Source organism: Micromonospora sp. NPDC050276 (assembly GCF_044459545.1).
In the GTDB taxonomy this organism is placed as follows: Bacteria; Actinomycetota; Actinomycetes; order Mycobacteriales; family Micromonosporaceae; genus Micromonospora.
In genome coordinates, this window is sequence record NZ_JBITJA010000018.1 from 58897 (window position 1) to 75160 (window position 16264).

At 72.5% G+C, this 16264-nt stretch carries 10 protein-coding genes; 4 read left to right on the forward strand and 6 right to left on the reverse strand.

Features of this window, described 5'->3' with window-relative positions; genetic code table 11:
* Positions 1-47: 47 nt before the first annotated feature.
* From ACIBF8_RS28525 to ACIBF8_RS28550, 6 genes are all read right to left on the reverse strand, one after another.
* Positions 48-785, reverse strand: coding sequence for a cellulose binding domain-containing protein (locus ACIBF8_RS28525; RefSeq protein WP_396787010.1), 738 nt, complete (start codon positions 783-785; stop codon positions 48-50).
* A gap of 74 nt (positions 786-859) precedes the next feature.
* Entirely contained in the window at positions 860-1243 is a 384-nt protein-coding gene (locus ACIBF8_RS28530) for a DUF742 domain-containing protein (protein WP_396787060.1), read from the reverse strand.
* Complete coding sequence (locus ACIBF8_RS28535) at positions 1218-1667, reverse strand: roadblock/LC7 domain-containing protein (protein WP_396787011.1); 450 nt, start codon at positions 1665-1667, stop codon at positions 1218-1220. Before ACIBF8_RS28535 ends, ACIBF8_RS28530 begins: the two co-directional genes overlap by 26 nt.
* Entirely contained in the window at positions 1664-3595 is a 1932-nt protein-coding gene (locus tag ACIBF8_RS28540) for a nitrate- and nitrite sensing domain-containing protein (RefSeq protein WP_396787012.1), read from the reverse strand. The genes ACIBF8_RS28535 and ACIBF8_RS28540 overlap by 4 nt, the downstream gene beginning before the upstream one ends.
* Positions 3592-6156, reverse strand: a complete 2565-nt coding sequence (locus ACIBF8_RS28545; RefSeq protein WP_396787013.1) for a LuxR C-terminal-related transcriptional regulator — start codon at positions 6154-6156, stop codon at positions 3592-3594. The genes ACIBF8_RS28540 and ACIBF8_RS28545 overlap by 4 nt, the downstream gene beginning before the upstream one ends.
* Positions 6157-6161: 5 nt before the next feature.
* Positions 6162-7427 carry an Hsp70 family protein gene (locus ACIBF8_RS28550; RefSeq protein WP_396787014.1) on the reverse strand — a complete coding sequence of 422 codons (1266 nt, stop codon included), beginning with the start codon at positions 7425-7427 and terminating at the stop codon, positions 6162-6164.
* A 296-nt stretch (positions 7428-7723) separates the two neighbouring features.
* Here ACIBF8_RS28550 and ACIBF8_RS28555 point away from each other — a divergent pair, with 296 nt between their 5' ends.
* From ACIBF8_RS28555 to ACIBF8_RS28570, 4 genes are all read left to right on the forward strand, one after another.
* Complete coding sequence (locus ACIBF8_RS28555; protein ID WP_396787015.1) at positions 7724-8611, forward strand: IniB N-terminal domain-containing protein; 888 nt, start codon at positions 7724-7726, stop codon at positions 8609-8611.
* A 115-nt stretch (positions 8612-8726) separates the two neighbouring features.
* Complete coding sequence (locus ACIBF8_RS28560; protein ID WP_396787016.1) at positions 8727-10583, forward strand: dynamin family protein; 1857 nt, start codon at positions 8727-8729, stop codon at positions 10581-10583.
* Positions 10580-12040 (forward strand): hypothetical protein, encoded by a 1461-nt coding sequence (locus tag ACIBF8_RS28565; RefSeq protein ID WP_396787017.1) that lies wholly within the window; start codon positions 10580-10582, stop codon positions 12038-12040. Before ACIBF8_RS28560 ends, ACIBF8_RS28565 begins: the two co-directional genes overlap by 4 nt.
* Positions 12041-12269: 229 nt before the next feature.
* Positions 12270-16205 carry a ThuA domain-containing protein gene (locus ACIBF8_RS28570; RefSeq protein WP_396787018.1) on the forward strand — a complete coding sequence of 1312 codons (3936 nt, stop codon included), beginning with the start codon at positions 12270-12272 and terminating at the stop codon, positions 16203-16205.
* Positions 16206-16264: the final 59 nt, after the last annotated feature.

Sequence of the window (16264 nt, forward strand, 5' to 3'; positions counted from 1 at the left end):
GCCGGAACGCCGGGTGTACCGCGCCCGATCGTGCCGGCCGCGGCCGGTCAGTTCGGCAGGCCAGCGCAGGCGGCCCCGTCGATGGTGCACGCCTTCGGGGCGGAACCGGTCAACGAACCATTGACTCGGAACGTCACCCGGACCGAGGCGCTGCCCGGCACCTGACCGGTGTTCCCGTCCGGCACGAACGTCCACACCGCACCGTCCCGGGTGGCCTGCGCGCCCTCGACCCCGCTGATCCCCAGCGACTCTCGCGGCAGGGTGATAACCAGTGTCCACTGTGGCACCGGCACCGATCCGGGGTTGCCGATCGTCACGACCGCGCCGTAACTGAGCAGGGCGTTGTCCGCGACGGCGAAGTCGGCGTTCAGGGCCGCCGGGGTGGGTGTGGCGCTCGCGCCGGTCGGTGTGGGCCTGGTCGACGCCGCGACGGCCGGCGGGACCGAGGTGGCCGAGGCAGGCGGGGGAGCGGGCGCCGCCGGGCTGGTGACCGCCGGTCGCGCCTGCGCCCGGGGCGTACCGGGCGGCGACGTGCCGACCTGTTTCACCGACGGCGGCGGGTCGAGGGTCACCGGTGTCAGCTTCTCCGGTGTACGCAGCACCCCGACGACGGACACGGCCGTCGCGACCAGCACCCCGAGCGCCGCGAGGACGGCCACCCAGGCGGCCCGCGAGACGTCCTCCCGACCGGTGAGCACCCGCCGTGTGGCCGTGGCCAGGGCCACGACCCGATCCAGCAGGATGATCGCCACGGTACGGCGTGGTTGGGGTGGTGTTGCCGGCACTGCCTGTCTCTCCTTCAGTTCGTCGGCGGGCGCGCCCTCACGAGCCGTCCGGGTCGCGGATGGCGCCTGCCCGGTCACAGAGCGCGAAGCCCGACGAGTATCGCCTCAAGTAGATCCTCGGTCGGCAGCTCCGACAGCATCGGCGGTTCGTGCGTCTCGATCAAACCGGCGGCGAGCAGGTCGCCGAGCAGCACCCGGACGGTCCCCACCGGAAGGTCCAACTCGGCACCGACCTCCGCCACCGACACTGGATGGTGACACAGCTCGACGGTTCGCGCCTGTTCAGGAAAGAGCGGTGTGCGCGGCATGACCCCCCGCCGGGCGACCACCAGTGAGATCAGGTCGAACCGGCCGCGTGCGGGCGCGGTGCGCCCCCCGGTCATCGTGTAGGGGCGGGCGACCGGACCGGCGTCGTCGTCGTACCACGCCTCGTCAGTGGTGCCGCTGGTGTGCACCAGTGTCCCCGATCGTCACCGAGGAGGCCGGTCCCAGAGTGATCGGCAGGTGCTGCTCGGCCTGCCCCACGAAGAGCGCCACCTCGTACGCCATGTCGCCGACCTCGACATCGTCACCCGCGATCCGCACGGTGAGGATGGTCCCGTTCGGGATGGTGGCGATGAACAGGAACGCGCGCGACATCTGCACCACGATCTGGCGCAGCCGACCCGCCTCGCAGGTCCGGGTGGCGGCCAGCCCCAACGCGATCAGGCCGGCGACCACGCCGGAGATCTGCTCGGCCAGCTTCGCCTCCACCCGTCGGGAGCCGCCGAGCGGCAACCCGTCCGGGGAGAGCACCACGGCGAACTCCGCGCCGTGCACCCGGTCGACCAGGCGGTTCAGGGCGTCGGTCAGGCCGTCCTCGGTGACCACTGCAGACGTCATTGATGTCTCCTTGCTGTTTTCGCGACTGGCAACTCGACCGTGTCGAGGCTGGTCCTGCCGTGTTCCGGGCCGATCGGCCCGGTCTGGCGGACCCGCGTCGGCAGCGCGCCGTCGCCGCTCGGGTCGGGCAGGTCGGCGCCGGTACGGGCCGGTGGGTGCGGGGTGTGGGGTGCGGTGGTGGCCGGTGGGCGGCCAGTGTCGGAGACCGTGACCAACTGGGCCGGCAGGAGCACGATCGCGGCCGTCCCACCGCGCTGGCTGGGGCGCAGCGAGACGTGGGCGCCGCAGCGACCGGCCAGGACGGCGACGGCGTACCACCCGGAGGCGCCGGTGGGCGGGCCGTCCGCTGGTGGGTTGCCGAGCAGGTGGTTCGCCTCGGCCAGCGCGGCGGCGTCCAGGCCGGGCCCGTCATCGATGACCAGGACGGCGCACCCCTGCGGTCGGTGCTCGCCGCTGACCCGGACGGTGGTGTCCGCACCGGAGTAGGCCAGGGCGTTCTCGATCAACTCCGCCAGCAGGTGGATGACGTCCGTGACGGCGGGACCAGCGAGCGACCACGGCCAGTGCGGCGCGATCAGGACCCGGTGGTAGTCCGGCACCTCGGCGACCGCTCCGCGTGCGACGTCGAGCAGGGGCACCGGGCGTCGCCAACGACGGGCGGGCGTCGCGCCGGCCAGGGCGATCAGCTTCTCCACGTTGCGGCGGATCCGGGTGGTGAGGTGGTCGAGCTGGAACAGCTCGCTGGTCTCCTCGCCGGACCGTTCCCGACGCTGCATCCCGTCCAGCAGGCTGAGCTGCTCGCGCAGCAGAACCTGGTTGCGTCGGGTCAGCCGCAGGAACAGCTCGCGCTCGGCGCCGGGGGTCGGCGCCGGGGTGTCCCGCTCCGGAGCCGGTGGCTCGGCGTCCGGCCCGGCCAGCTCGTCGGTGAGGCGTCGGACGGTGGTCGCCCAGCTCAACAGGAGCACGAGCACCACGATGAGGCCGAGCCCCACCACCGCCCCGGTACGCGCGACGAGCACGGCGGCGCCCGGCGTGGCCCGCTCGACGCTGCTGCGGGCGGTGCTCGTCACCAGCGCCTGCAGCGCGCCGAGGGCGGCGTCCGCCGCGGCCCGCCAGTCCGGGAGGGTGAGACCGGCCAGGGCGTTGGCGGTGCCCGTCTGGGCCAGCAGCCGGTCCTCCAGAGCGAGCAGACCGGCGAACTCCGGGCCGGCCGCGAGTCGCTGGTGCTCGCCCTGACCGCCGGCCGGAAGCCCGGCCGCCGCCTCGGTGCGCGCGTACCGCTGGTTGCTGACGAGGGCAGCCAGCCGAAGCCGCCCGTCGACGTCGAGCCCGGCACCGGTCAGCGCCGCGCTGACCAGGGTGTCCTCCCGGGCCAGCAGCTCCCGGGCGCGGGCCAGTGCGATCACCGCGCGGGTGTCGGCGGCCAACCCGCTCTCGTACGCGCCCCACTCCGGGCCGTACACCCGGAAGGCGACGTCGATGACCTCGTCGTACCCCTCGACCGCCGCGGCCTGGTCGAGCCGCCCGGTGTCCACCTGGGATCGGGTCGTGCCCAGCCCGTCGAGCCGTCGGACCAGCTCCCCGGCCCGGTCGCGGACGCTGCCGGCGCTGAGCAGCCGAAGGTCGCGGCCCTTGGTGAACTCGCGGACCTCGGCGGCGGCCCGGTCGGTGCCCGCGCGTGCCCCGACCAGCGCCGGCGTCGGCTGCCCCGCCCCGGCGACTGTCTCGGCGGTGATCCGGCGTTCGGTCTGTAGACCCAGGATCAGGCGGTCGATGGGCTGACCCAGCGTGTCCGCCAGTGCCCGGACCCGCAGCAGGTCGACGGCTTGCTGGCTGGACACGTAGGCCGCGTACGACCAGAGCGTGATCAGCACGGCGGCCAGCACGGCCAGTCTGGTCCGGATCAGCCGAAGGTCGGTACGGGTCATCGGCTGGCCCGCTGCGGCCACGGTTGCCCGGCCGTGTCGCTGGCCCGGTCGGCGACGAGGGTGCGCAGCAGCGCCAGCAGTTCGGCGCGGTTGGCGCAGTTCAGCCGGTTGCGCATCCGCGCCACGTGGTGTTCGACGGTCTTGGCCGAGATGAAGAGCCGGTCGCCGATCTCCCGGTAGGTCAGTCCGGCCAGCACCAGCTCGGCGACCTCGTACTCGCGGTCGCTGAGCCCCTGCTGGGTGGGGCCGGTGGCCCGTGCCGTGCTGGCGCCAGCTGTCGGTGTCTGCCCGTCGTGGCCGCCGGGCGGCCGGCCCTGCAATGCTCGGGCGCACTCCAGCAGGGTGGTCATCGCTCTCCGGTCGGCGGTGCGGATCGCGGCCTGCCCGGCGAGGCGGGCGCCGTCCCAGCACAACCCGGTGTCGTGTAGCCCTCGGGCGGCGGCCTCGACCCGGGCCGGGTCGACGACCCCCCGGAGCACCTCCACCCAGCTCTCCGCGGCGGCGGCGACCACGGCCGCGTACCGGCTGTGGCCCGCGGCGGCGAGCAGCGCCGTGACGTGTTCGTCGGCGACCGTCGGCTCACCGGTCAGGATGGCGGCGTGCAGACCACTCCAGTGCAGCGGGACACTCCACAGTGGTGGATTGCCGAGGCGGTCCAGCAGTGCACGCCCCTGGTGCAGGTACGGCTCCAGTCGGGCCAGGTCACCCAGCCGTGCGCCGGCGATGGCCAGTTCACCCAGCGGCAGCAGGGTGAACAGGTCGACCGGGTGCCGCACCACCGCCTCCAGCGCCTGCCCCCAACCCCGCTTGAGCGCCCCGAGGTCGCTGTTGCGCCGAGCGATGCCCATCCGGATCGCGGCCGCGAAGAGCAGGTCGCGCGACTCCAACTGCCGCCCGTCGAGCGTCACCGTGGCGAGGCGCTCGGTGGCGGCGTGGATCTCGCCACGGACCATCAGGATCCACGCCTGCAACAGCCGGTGACGGCGAGCCATCAGCGGGCCGCCGACACCGGCACCCAGGGCTCGGTGCAGCACCCGCTCGGCGATCTCCAGCTCACCGCAGTGCACCGCCGTCAACGCGGCGAGGGCGGCCGGGCTGTCCGGGAGCAGCGCCGCTCGTCCGTCCGGTTCCAGCAGCGCGGCGGCCTGAACGAGCGCGGAGAGCGCGGCGGTCGGCGGGCCGGTCACGCTCTCGCGTACCCCATTGGCCATCAGTCGGGCGGCGCTGGCGTGCAGGGTGGGTGGTTCGCCGGCCGGGTCACCCGCCGGTGACTCGGCGGTGGCACCCGGGTCGCCGGTGGCGAGCCCGCCGACGATGGCGAACGCCGCCGCCGATGCGGTGCCCGACCACCGGAACAGCTCGACGCTGCGACCGACGTGACCACGGTGGGCCAGGGCGGTGGCGGCGACCACCGCCGCCTCCGCGCGATCCGGGGGAGCGGCCGTGGCCAGCAGTCGGTCCGCCAGCCGCAGGGCGTCGTCGAGGTCGCCGGCGAGCGCGGCGGCGAGCGCCTGCTGGGCGTTGGGCGGTCGTCCGGCCGCCGTGGCCGCCGCGAACAGCTCGGCGGCGAACGCCGGCTCGTCGGCCAGCGCCTCGTCCGCGGCGGCGGCCAGGGTCGCGGCCGGGCAGTCCCCGAGCGCGCCGACCGCGAGCAGGGAGCGGACCAGCGGCAGCACCGCGCCGCCCCGGGCCAACTGCAACTCGGTGAGCTGGCGCCAGACGGCCGTCCGGTCGGTGGTCGGGCTGAGTGTGGCGACGGCCCGCCGGACGATCGGCGCGAGCCGGCCGTCGGCGCCGAGCAGCCCGGCCGCCCTGGTCGTGGCGATCAGCTCGTCCACCCCGGCCGGATCCCGGCCCAGCAGGGCGCCGAGCATGCTCACCGGCAACGCCCCACCGGCCGCGACGGCGAGGAGCAGTCGTCGTACCGCGGTGGGCTGAACGTCCAGGTCCGGCCCGAATTCGAGGACGACGGACCGGGGTGGCTCGGCCATCGCGCCGGTCCGGGTCTCCGCGCCGGCCAGGCCGCGGACCAGTCGTTCGACGTCCCGGGGTACGCCGGCGGTCTGCGTGTGGACCACGTCGACCAGGTCGGCGGGGCGGCCCAGCTCGGGCCACGCGGCGAGGTAGGCGGCGGTCTGCTCCCGGGTGAACGGCGTGAGCAGCACGGCCTGCCCGTCGCGCCGCAGGGCGTCGACCAGTTCGCTGAGTGCCGCCGACCGCGGCCAGGGACGGTGAGCGACCACCAACCGGTGTCGACGGGCGGCGACCAGGCGCAGCAGCGCCCCGATCCGCGCGTCGTCGAGGAGGTGCGCGTCGTCCACGAGCAGCACCGTGTCGGGGTCGACCGCGTCACCCGGTTCCGGAGCGGCCGTGCGGACGGTGACCCCGGCCCGCTGGTGCACCCGTTCCAACTCCGCGAGCAGCGCGGTCTTACCGTGCCCGCCCGGCCCGGTGACGCCGATGGCGAGTGGGCCGGTCGGATGCTGCGTGACCGTGTCCAGCAGGGCCTGCAACCCCTTGTCCAGGGTCAACCCTGGTGCGGCGAGGTCATTCATGATCATTGGGGTCATCCTTCGCGTCCCCGGCTGCGGGCCAACGCCAGACGGGACGGTTTCGGCAGTTCCAGTGGGAGGACCCGGACCGGGGGCCGCGGTGGCGGATCGCCCGGAACGGTGGTGTGGTGCTGGGGACGTCGCGGTGCCGGGAGGGTGGCCCGCCCGGCACCGCTGACCGGGGCCGGAACGCGGGCCGGTGCCGGCTGGCGCGGGCGTGGTGACACCACCTGACAGGCGGCCATCGCCGCCCCGGTGGCGGCGGTCAACTGTGCGTCCGGCTCCACCTCGATGGGCACCGGGAGGGCCGCGCTGATCAGCTCGGTCACCAGCGGGACGCGGGTGGAGCCGCCGGCCAGCAGCACGCCGTCGAGCTGCTCCGGCGTCAGCTCGGCGGTGCGCACGGCCCGCAGCAGAAGATCGACGGTGGCCTGCACGGTCGGGCGGATCATGGCCTCGAACTCCGCCCGGGTCACCGGTATGCGGGCCGGGCCGCTCGGCAGGGGCAGCACCACGTCGGCCGTGAGGTCGACGGTCAACACCCGCTTGACCCGGTCACACTCCGCGCGCAGTCCGCGCAACGCGGCCTGAGTGCCGCGGCGTGCGCTCGCCGCCAGCTCCCGGGCCAGCATGGTCCGAGAATGCTCGGCCAGCGCCTCGTCGAAGTCGGCACCGCCGATCGAGTCGAGACCCTGCGGGGTGCCGAACGTCTCGTACGTCCCGCGCGAGGTGCGCCGCACCAGAGCCGCCTCGAAGCTGTTGCCCCCCAGGGCGTAGACCACCGCCGTGCTGCCCGCGAACCCGCGAGCGGCGTGACTCTCAGCCACCGTGACCGTGCGCGGCAGCAACGTCACGTGCCCCAGGCCGAGGCCCGACAACGCCCGGTGCAGCACCTCCCGCCGGTAGGGGCGCCACCCCGCCGGGTGGCTGAGCACGATCGCCTGCGCCGCTTCGCCTTCCAGGGCGTGCACCCGCTCGACCACCCAGGCGGCCAGTTCGGCGGTGAGTGTCTGCGGCGCGCACGGTTCGCCGCCGAGCAGCACGGGCACGTCGTCGCCGATCCGGTGGACGAAGTCCCGGGTGGTGCGGCTGCCGTCGTCGGTCGCGGGCTCCCCGACGCGCAGTGAGCCGTCCTCGGCCAGACACAGCACCGAGGGCATGAGAGGTGAGCCGGTGCGCAGCGGGACGGCCTCGGGACGTGTCCAGGTCGCGCCGTGTCGTCGTGCGACGGCAGCAGCCGTGTTGGTGCTTCCGATGTCTATCCCCAGGACGTACGGCATCGTCTCTGTCTCCCCCCGTGAGTCGACCGATCGGTGGCATGGCGTCGGCGGCCCGACGACCCACCCCCGGCGAACCCCGCGGGCTCCTACGTTCGTACCAGAGATCAGTCCCTGGTCGGGACCCTAATCTCGTCGGGACGGTTTCCCCCTGTCCCCCTAACGTACGAGGTGGCGGAGCCCCTAGTTCAACCGGCCCGGATGCGGGCTGAACCCCGATGCCCGCAGCGGGGCCCCGGCAATAGCGTCACTGTCGACGTACGACACCGGCAGATGCCACATCCGAGGAGAACCGGCACATGGACTCGCACCAGACGCTTCACGACTTCGTGCTCGACCTACTGACGAACCCGGACGCGCGGTCGGCCTTCGACCTCGACCCCGAGGGTGCGCTGCGGGGCGCGGGGCTCACCGACATCACCGCCGCGGACGTGCAGGACGTCGTACCGCTGGTCGTCGACTACGCGCCGGGGGCGGGCCTCGCGCCGCTGGCCTCGCCGGTCGGGCAGCTCGGGCTGGACCCGCTGCTCACCGACACCACCGACGTGGTTGGTCAGTTGCAGAGCGTGGCGCAGCAGATCAGCGTCACCAGCTCGCCCAGCGGCGTGGACGTCAAGGCCGGTGTGCTCGGCGCCATCGCGATCGACCCGTCGACCGCCGCCGCCGGGGTCACCGTGCTGCCGGGTATCGGTCTGGGCGTCGGTCCGTCCGGTCTCGACACCGACCTGGCCGGTGTCTCCGACGTGGCGCACACCCTCGACGCCGACGTGGTGCAGCCGGTGGACGCGATCGCGGACCCGGTGCTCGGTGACGTCACCGGCACCGTCGGCGACCCGAGCGGTCTGCTCGGCGTCACCGACTCGAATCTGATCGGCGGCGACCTGACCGGCGGTGTCCTCTCCGGCACGCACGGTCAGATCGGCGGGGTCGTCAGCTCCCTCGGTGTCGACGACACCCTCGGCGGGCTGGGCCTCGGGCACGGCGACGGTGTCGTCGGTGGCGTGGTCCCGCCGCTCGACGTGCCGTCGACGGTGGGTGGCGTGACGCACCAGGTGGACAGCCTCCTCCCCGGTGTCACCGACACGGTCGGTGACGTGACCGGCGGGGCCACCAATGGTGTGCTCGGCGGCGACTCGCACGCCTCGTCCGATCACGGGCTGCTGGGCATCACCGGCGGCCTGCTCTGACCCGGATTTCCGGGCGGAGCGAAGGGCCGGATCGTCTCGGGCGATCCGGCCCTTCCGGGTTCCACATCCGGTCCCTCTTGATAATTGAGCCGAAATCCGCACACTTGGTGCGGTGATGGCCGGGATCTGGTTGGACGTGCTGGACGAGATCGCCCGCACGTGCACTGCCCACGGTCGCGGTGACCTGCTCCAGACGGTGCGGCAGAAGCGTGCGCAACTGCTCGATCCGACGCTGCGTGTCCTGGTCATCGGTGAACCGAACCAGGGCAAGAGTCAGCTGATCAATGCGATCATCAATGCTCCGGCCTGCCCGGTCGGCGACGGCCGTACCACCGTCCTGCCGACCGTGGTGCGGCACGCCGAGGCTCCCACCGCGGCGGTGGCTCAGGCTCCGCCACCAGCCCCGGGCCGCCCCGCCGGCACCGCCGCCGAGGTGACCGTTGAGCGGACCTCGGTGCCGCTCAACCAGGTCGCGGCGGGCGTGGCCGGCCTGGTCGGGCGGCGGCCGGGCGGCGGCCCGGCGTACGTCGAGATCGGACTGCCCCGCGCCCTGCTCGGTGCCGGGCTGGTGCTGGTGGACACTCCCGGCACCGACGAGGTCGCCGGTGTCGGTGGTGCCGCCTCGGTCGCCGCGCCCGCCCGCGCGGACACCGTTCTGCTGGTCTCCGACTCCACTCGGGAACTGTCGGTCGCCGAGCTGAACATGCTGCTGCACCTCATGCGTTCGCACCCGAACGTGGTGGTGGTGCAGAGCAAGACCGATCTGGTGGCGGACTGGCGTACGGTCGCTGAGCGCAACCGGCAGCACCTGGCCGAGGCGGGCGTCCCGGCGACGCTGATCCCGGTCTCGGCGACGTTGCGCCTGCGCGCGGCCGCGGCCGACGATCGTGGTCTCAACGCCGAGTCCGGCTTCCCCGCGCTGATCGCCCGCCTGCAACGCGACCTGTCCGGCAAGGCGGACCACCTGGCCCGAGCGGCCGTGCAGACGGTGGCCCGGACGGTGGTGGAGCAGTTGGCCGCGCCGCTGCGCGCCGAGTTGGCGACCCAGGAGGCCGAGGAGCAGTCCGGGCCGATCTCCCGGCTGCACGCGGCGCAGCGCGAGGTCGATGAGTTGCGCCGGTGCTCCACCCGATGGCAGAACACGCTGAACGACGAGATCACCGACCTGCTCGCCGACCTCGAGTACGACCTTCGTGACCGAACCCGCCAGATTCTGCGGGCGGTGGACGAGGCGTTCGACACCGCCGATCCGTTGGTCGCCTGGGACACCTTCCAGGACTGGTTGGAGCGGAGCCTGGTGGAGGCGGCGGAGGCGAACCACGAGTGGCTGATCCAGCGCTGCGACTGGATCGCCCGCCGGGTGGCCGCCAACTTCGACAGGTACGGCTACGACGTGCTGCCGCCCTGGTCGATGACGATGCCGGAGGACATCGGCGAGCGACTGCCCGAGCTGCAACGGCCGACGATTGACAGGTTCACCACCGGCCAGAAGCTCTTCACCGGCATGAAGGGCTCATACGGCGGCATGCTGATGTTCGGTCTGGCGACCACCCTGGCCGGAATGCCGATGATCAATCCGGTCTCGGTCGGCATCGGCGCGCTCTTCGGCGGCAAGAGCATCCGCGACGAGAGCAAGCAACTGCTCCGTCGCCGCCAGGCGACCGTCAAGACAGCCATCCAGCGGCACGTCGACGACTTCTTCGTCCGGATCGTCCGAGACTGCCGCGACGCCGCCCGGCAGGTGCAACGGATGCTGCGGGACCACTTCACGGGCCTGACCGAGGAGCTTCAGGAGGCCATCGTGCAGTCGTTCCGCAGCGCGAAGCAGGAGGCGGATACCGATGCCTCCCTGCGCGAGCAGCGGCAGCGCGAGATCCGGCTGAAGATGACCCGGTTGGCCGCGGTCTACGAGCAGGCTCAGCAGTTGACCGGCGCCCGCTCCGCCCCGCTGCTGCTGGAGCCGCAGGCATGACGGTGGGGGTGCGACTGGACGAGGCGGCCTGGGGGCTGCTGCACCAGGCCATCGAGCTCTACCAGGACAATCCCCGGGCAGTCGGGGAGTTGCGCCATCAGGTGGCCCGGTTGGAGCAGCCGCTGCGGATCGCCATCGTCGGCCCGTGGCGATCCGGTAAGTCGACGATGCTCAACGCGTTGATGGGCGAGGAGGTCGCGCCGGTCGAGCGGGCGGACGGGGCCTTCACCTGGTACGAGGACGGGGCCGCGCCCCGGGCCACCGCCTATCCGGTCGGCCAGCCTCCGCAGGAGTTGACGGTGGTGAAGTCGGCGACCGGGCTGCGGGTGGATCTGGGCTGGGGCGCGGGGGACGTGCGGGACATCGTGGTGCAGTGGCCGACACGGGCGCTGCGGCAGATCACGCTGATCGACACCCCGGCGGTCGGCGGCAGCGTCGAGCAGGGTGGGGTTCCCGTGTTGGAGCGGGTTCTGCGGGACTCGGACGCGGTGTTGTACCTGACCCGCGACGGTCGCGACAGCGATCTGCGGGTGCTGGAGTCCGGAAGGGACAGTGCCGTCGGCCAGTCCGCTCCGGTCAACGTGATCATGGTGCTGTCCCGGGCCGACGAGACCGGCGGAGGCCGGATCGACGGCCTGCTCACGGCCCGCCAGCTCGCTCGACGACACTACCGCGACCCGAGGGTGAACGCGCTCAGCGTGAACGTCGTGGCGTGCAGCGGGATGATCGGCCTGGCGGGCCGGATGCTCGGTGAGTCGGACTTCGCCGCGCTCGCGGCCCTGGCCCAGGCACCCCGGGCGGAGCTGGACGCGCACCTCATCTCGGCCGATCGGTTCCTCCGCGGCGAGCTGCCGGTACGGCTGGAGACCGAGGTGCGCGCGGCGCTGCTGGATCGGTTCGGGCTCTTCGGCGTCCGGTTGGCGGCCACGTTGGTGCGCAGCGGGTTCGACAGTCGGGTGAAGCTCTCCGCCGAGCTCATTCGGCGCAGCGGTCTCACCGAGTTGCGTGAGTCGGTGACGCGCTGTTTCATCGATCGCCGCGATGCGCTCAAGGCCCGGTCCGCGCTGGCCGCGGTGGAGGCGCTGCTGCGGGCCGAACCCACCCGGGGGTCCGCCGAGTTGGTCGGTGCCGTGGAGCAGATCCTCGCCGGCGCGCACGAGTTCCGGGAGCTACGCCTGTTGGTGGCGCTGCGCAACACCCGGCTGGGGTTCGACGCGGAGCTGGCCGCCGAGGCGCAGCGGCTGGTCGGCGGCAACGGGGTGGGCCTCGCGGCCCGGCTCGGTGTCGAGCATGAGGCCGACGTGCGGCGGCTCTGGGAGGTCGCCGCCGACGCGCAGTGGCGGTGGCGGGACCGGGCGGAGGATCCGTTGCTCCCGCTGGCGCAGCGGCGTGGTGCGCAGGTCGTGGTCCGCAGTTGCGAGGGGATGATCGCCGAGCTGGTCGCGGGCGGCCGCTGAGCGGGGACGGCCGTCGCGCGGCGGGTCGCCGGCGAGGTTCGTGGCCGGAAAACCGTTATTCGATCTTGCTCGGCGCGGTCGCCGCTGACCTGCGGAGATAACGCTCTCACGGATGGTGGGAGGGCGCTTGACGCGCCCGTCACCCGGACGCAACGATGCATTCACATGTCTCGTCCCACCACCAGGCGTGATCGGCGCACGCCGTCCCGTGTTGCGAAAGGACCCCACCGTGCGCAGATCCCTGAGATCGTGGCTCGGCGTCGCGCTGAGCGCGATCCTCGTGGCGGGCGGCATCGTCGCCGCACCACCCACGGCCAGCGCCGCACCGTTCACCGTGCTGGTCTTCAGCAAAACCGCCGGATTCCGGCACGGATCCATCACCCCGGGCATCGCCGCGATCCAGCAACTCGGCGCCGCCAACGGCTTCACGGTCGAGGCCACCGAGGACTCCGGCCAGTTCACCGACGCCAACCTGGACCGGTTCGCCGCGGTGATCTGGCTCTCCACCACCGGCGACGTCCTCAACGCCGCCCAGCAGGCCGCGTTCGAGCGCTACATCACCGGCGGCGGCGGGTACGTGGGCGTGCACTCCGCCTCCGACACCGAGTACGACTGGCCCTGGTACGGGGGGCTGGTCGGGGCGTACTTCGCCTCGCACCCGGCCGAGCAGACCGCCACCGTGAAGGTCGCCGACCAGGTGCACCCGTCCACCGCGACGCTGCCGCAGCGGTGGAGCCGGTTCGACGAGTTGTACAACTACCGCACCAACCCCCGGGGCAACGTGCACGTGCTGGCCACCCTGGACGAGACCACCTACACCGGCGGCAGCATGGGTGCCGACCACCCGATCTCCTGGTGTCACAACTACTCCGGCGGTCGAGCCTGGTACACCGGCCTGGGGCACACCGACGCGTCGTACACCGAGGCGAACTTCCGGCAGCACCTGCTCGGTGGCATCCGGACCGCCGCCGGCGCGGTCGACGCCGACTGTGGCCCGACCGTCACCAGCAGCTTCCAACAGGTGGAGCTGGCCAAGGGCGCGGCCGAGACCGGCGAACCGATGAGCCTCACCGTGCTACCGGACCGGGGCGTGCTGCACACCTCCCGCAACGGCGTGATCCGGCACACCGATGCCGCCGGCAACACCAAGATCGCGGCCACCCTGCCGGTCTACACCGGCGACGAGGAGGGCCTGCAGGGCATCAAGGCCGACCCCAACTTCGCCACCAACCGCTGGGTGTACGCCTACTACGCGCCCCCGCTCAGCACACCCGGCGGTGGTGCGCCCGCCACCGGCACCCCGGCCGACTTCGCCGTCTGGGACGGCGTCAACCGCCTGGCCCGGTTCACCGTGAACGCGGACAACACCATCAACCTGGCCAGCGAGACGCTGATCCTGAACGTACCGACCAGCCGGGGCATGTGCTGCCACGTCGGCGGTGACATGGACTTCGACGCGGCCGGCAACCTCTACCTGTCCACCGGCGACGACACCAACCCGTTCGACTCGGCCGGCTTCACGCCGATCGACGAGCGGGCCGGGCGTAACCCGGCCTTCGACGCCCAGCGCACCTCGGCGAACAGCAACGACCTGCGCGGCAAGGTCCTCCGGATCAAGCCGAGCGCGGCCGGCGGCTACACCATCCCGGCCGGCAACATGTTCGCCCCGGGCACCGCGCGGACCCGCCCGGAGATCTACGCGATGGGCTTCCGTAACCCGTTCCGGATGAGCGTGGACAAGGCCACCGGGATCGTCTACCTCGGTGACTACGGCCCCGACGCCGGCACCGCCGACCCGAACCGGGGGCCGGCGGGCAACGTCGAGTTCGCCCGGATCGACCGGCCCGGCTTCTACGGCTGGCCGTACTGCACCGCCCGCAACGACGCGTACAACGACTACACCTTCCCGTCCGGGCCGTCCGGGGCGAAGTTCAACTGCGCCGGCGGGCCGGTGAACAACTCGCCCAACAACACCGGCATCACCCAGTTGCCGCCGGCCATCCCGGCCTGGTTGCCGTACGGCGGCTCCGGCTCGCCGCCGGAGTTCACCGGTGGCGGCCTGTCGCCGATGGGCGGTCCGGTCTACCGGTACGACCCGAACAACACCTCGCCCGTGGCGTTCCCCCAGTACTACGACGGGACCTACTTCGCCGGCGAGTTCGGCCGTCGCTGGATCAAGAACATCAAGCTCGACTCGACCGGCCAGCCCCTGAAGATCAACCCGTTCCCGTGGACCGGCACCCAGGTCATGGACATGGAGTTCGGGCCGGACGGGGCGCTCTACGTGCTCGACTACGGGACCGGCTGGTTCAACGGCGACGCCAACTCGGCGCTCTACCGCATCGAGTACGCCCGCGAGGGCAGAGCACCCGTCGCGAAGGTGTCGGCAACCCCGACCAGTGGCACCGCGCCGCTGACCGTGGCCTTCTCCTCGGCCGGCACCCTCGACCCGGACGGCGACCCGTTCACCTACGCCTGGGACTTCGACAACAACGGCAGCACCGACTCGACCGCGGCGAACCCGAGCTTCACGTACACCACCAACGGGACCCGCAGCCCGACGCTCACGGTCCGGGACACCACCGGCAAGACGGCCACCGCGAGCGTGGTCGTCACGGTCGGCAACAGTGCCCCGGTGGTCACCGTGAACACCCCGTTGAACGGGCGGACCTTCACCTTCGGGGACGCGGTGCCGTTCTCCGTCACCGTCACCGACGCCCAGGACGGCGCGATCAACTGTGCCCGGGTCAAGGTGAACTACGTCCTCGGGCACGACTCGCACGGCCACCAGCTCGGCAGTGTGCAGGGCTGCACCGGGGTCATCCAGACCTCGGCCGACGGCGAGCACGACACGGCGGCGAACATCTTCGGCATCATCGACGCCGAGTACACCGACCTGGGTGGCGGCGGCCAACCGCCGCTGACCACGCACACCCAGGCGGTACTGCAACCGCGCGTACGCCAGGCCGAGCACTTCGGTGACTCGTCCGGCATCCAGATCGTCGCCGGGGCGGCGGGGCACGGCGGCGCGGCGGTCGGCTACGTCGACAACAACGACTGGATCTCGTTCCGCCCCTACAACCTGACCGGCGTGCAGTCCTTCAGCGCGCGGGTCGGCGCCCCAGCCGGCGGTGGCGGCACGTTGGAGTTGCGGGTCGACTCACCCACCGGGCCGCTGGTCGGCTCGGCCACCGTGGTTCCCACCGGCGGGTACGCCAATTTCGCCACCGTCACCGGCGGGGTCACCGCCCCGACCGGCACCCGGACGTTGTTCCTGGTCTTCAAGGGCACCGGCCCGTACTTCGACATCGACGAGTTCACCCTGTCCACCAGCCCCGGTGGACCCGGGCCGGACCCGGACCCCGATCCCGAGCCGGGCACCAACCTGGCCCGGGGCAAGCCGGCGCGAGCGTCCAGCTTCGAGGGCGCGTTCGTCGCGGCCAACGCGTTCGACGGCGCGGCCGGCACCCGGTGGGGCAGCGCCTTCGGTGATCCGCAGTGGATCGACGTCGACCTCGGTGCCACGTACGCCATCAACCGGGTCAAGCTGACCTGGGAGGCGGCCTACGGCAGCGGCTACCAGATCCAGACGTCGCCGGACGGGGTCACCTTCACCACGATCCGCACGGTGACCGGCGGCGACGGTGGCGTGGACGACCTGACCGGGCTCAGCGGCTCCGGCCGGTACGTCCGGCTGCTCGGCACCACCCGGGGGACCGCCTGGGGCTACTCGCTGTTCGAGTTCGAGGTGTACGGCGGCACCGGCAGCCCGACCGGCGGCAACCTGCTGCTGAACAAGCCGACGTCGACATCCAGCAACGAGGGGGCCGACGTGACCGGCGCCCAGGCGGTCGACGGCAGCCTCACCACCCGCTGGTCGAGCACGTTCTCCGACCCGCAGTGGATCCGCGTCGACCTCGGCAGCGCGACCGCGATCGGCCGGGTCAAGCTGAGCTGGGAGGCGGCGTACAGCAGCGCGTACCAGATCCAGACCTCGAACGACGGCACCACCTGGACCACCGTGAAGACGGTGACCGGCGCCGACGGCGGCGTGGACGAGCACACCGGGCTCGGCGCCAACGGTCGCTACCTGCGGATCTACGGCACCGCCCGGGGCACCGGATACGGCCACTCGCTCTGGGAGGTGGAGGCGTACACCAGTTGAACCACCACCGATGACGTGGCCGGCACGGCGATGCGTGCCGGCCACGTTCGTCGCGCCAC

Excerpts from the sequence above, each read along its gene's own strand:
- ACIBF8_RS28535 (WP_396787011.1), bottom strand. The coding sequence starts at position 1,667 with ATGACGTCTGCAGTGGTCACCGAGGACGGCCTGACCGACGCCCTGAAC.
- ACIBF8_RS28540 (WP_396787012.1), bottom strand. The coding sequence starts at position 3,595 with ATGACCCGTACCGACCTTCGGCTGATCCGGACCAGACTGGCCGTGCTG.
- ACIBF8_RS28545 (WP_396787013.1), bottom strand. The coding sequence starts at position 6,156 with ATGATCATGAATGACCTCGCCGCACCAGGGTTGACCCTGGACAAGGGG.
- ACIBF8_RS28550 (WP_396787014.1), bottom strand. The coding sequence starts at position 7,427 with ATGCCGTACGTCCTGGGGATAGACATCGGAAGCACCAACACGGCTGCT.
- ACIBF8_RS28555 (WP_396787015.1), top strand. The coding sequence starts at position 7,724 with ATGGACTCGCACCAGACGCTTCACGACTTCGTGCTCGACCTACTGACG.
- ACIBF8_RS28560 (WP_396787016.1), top strand. The coding sequence starts at position 8,727 with ATGGCCGGGATCTGGTTGGACGTGCTGGACGAGATCGCCCGCACGTGC.
- ACIBF8_RS28565 (WP_396787017.1), top strand. The coding sequence starts at position 10,580 with ATGACGGTGGGGGTGCGACTGGACGAGGCGGCCTGGGGGCTGCTGCAC.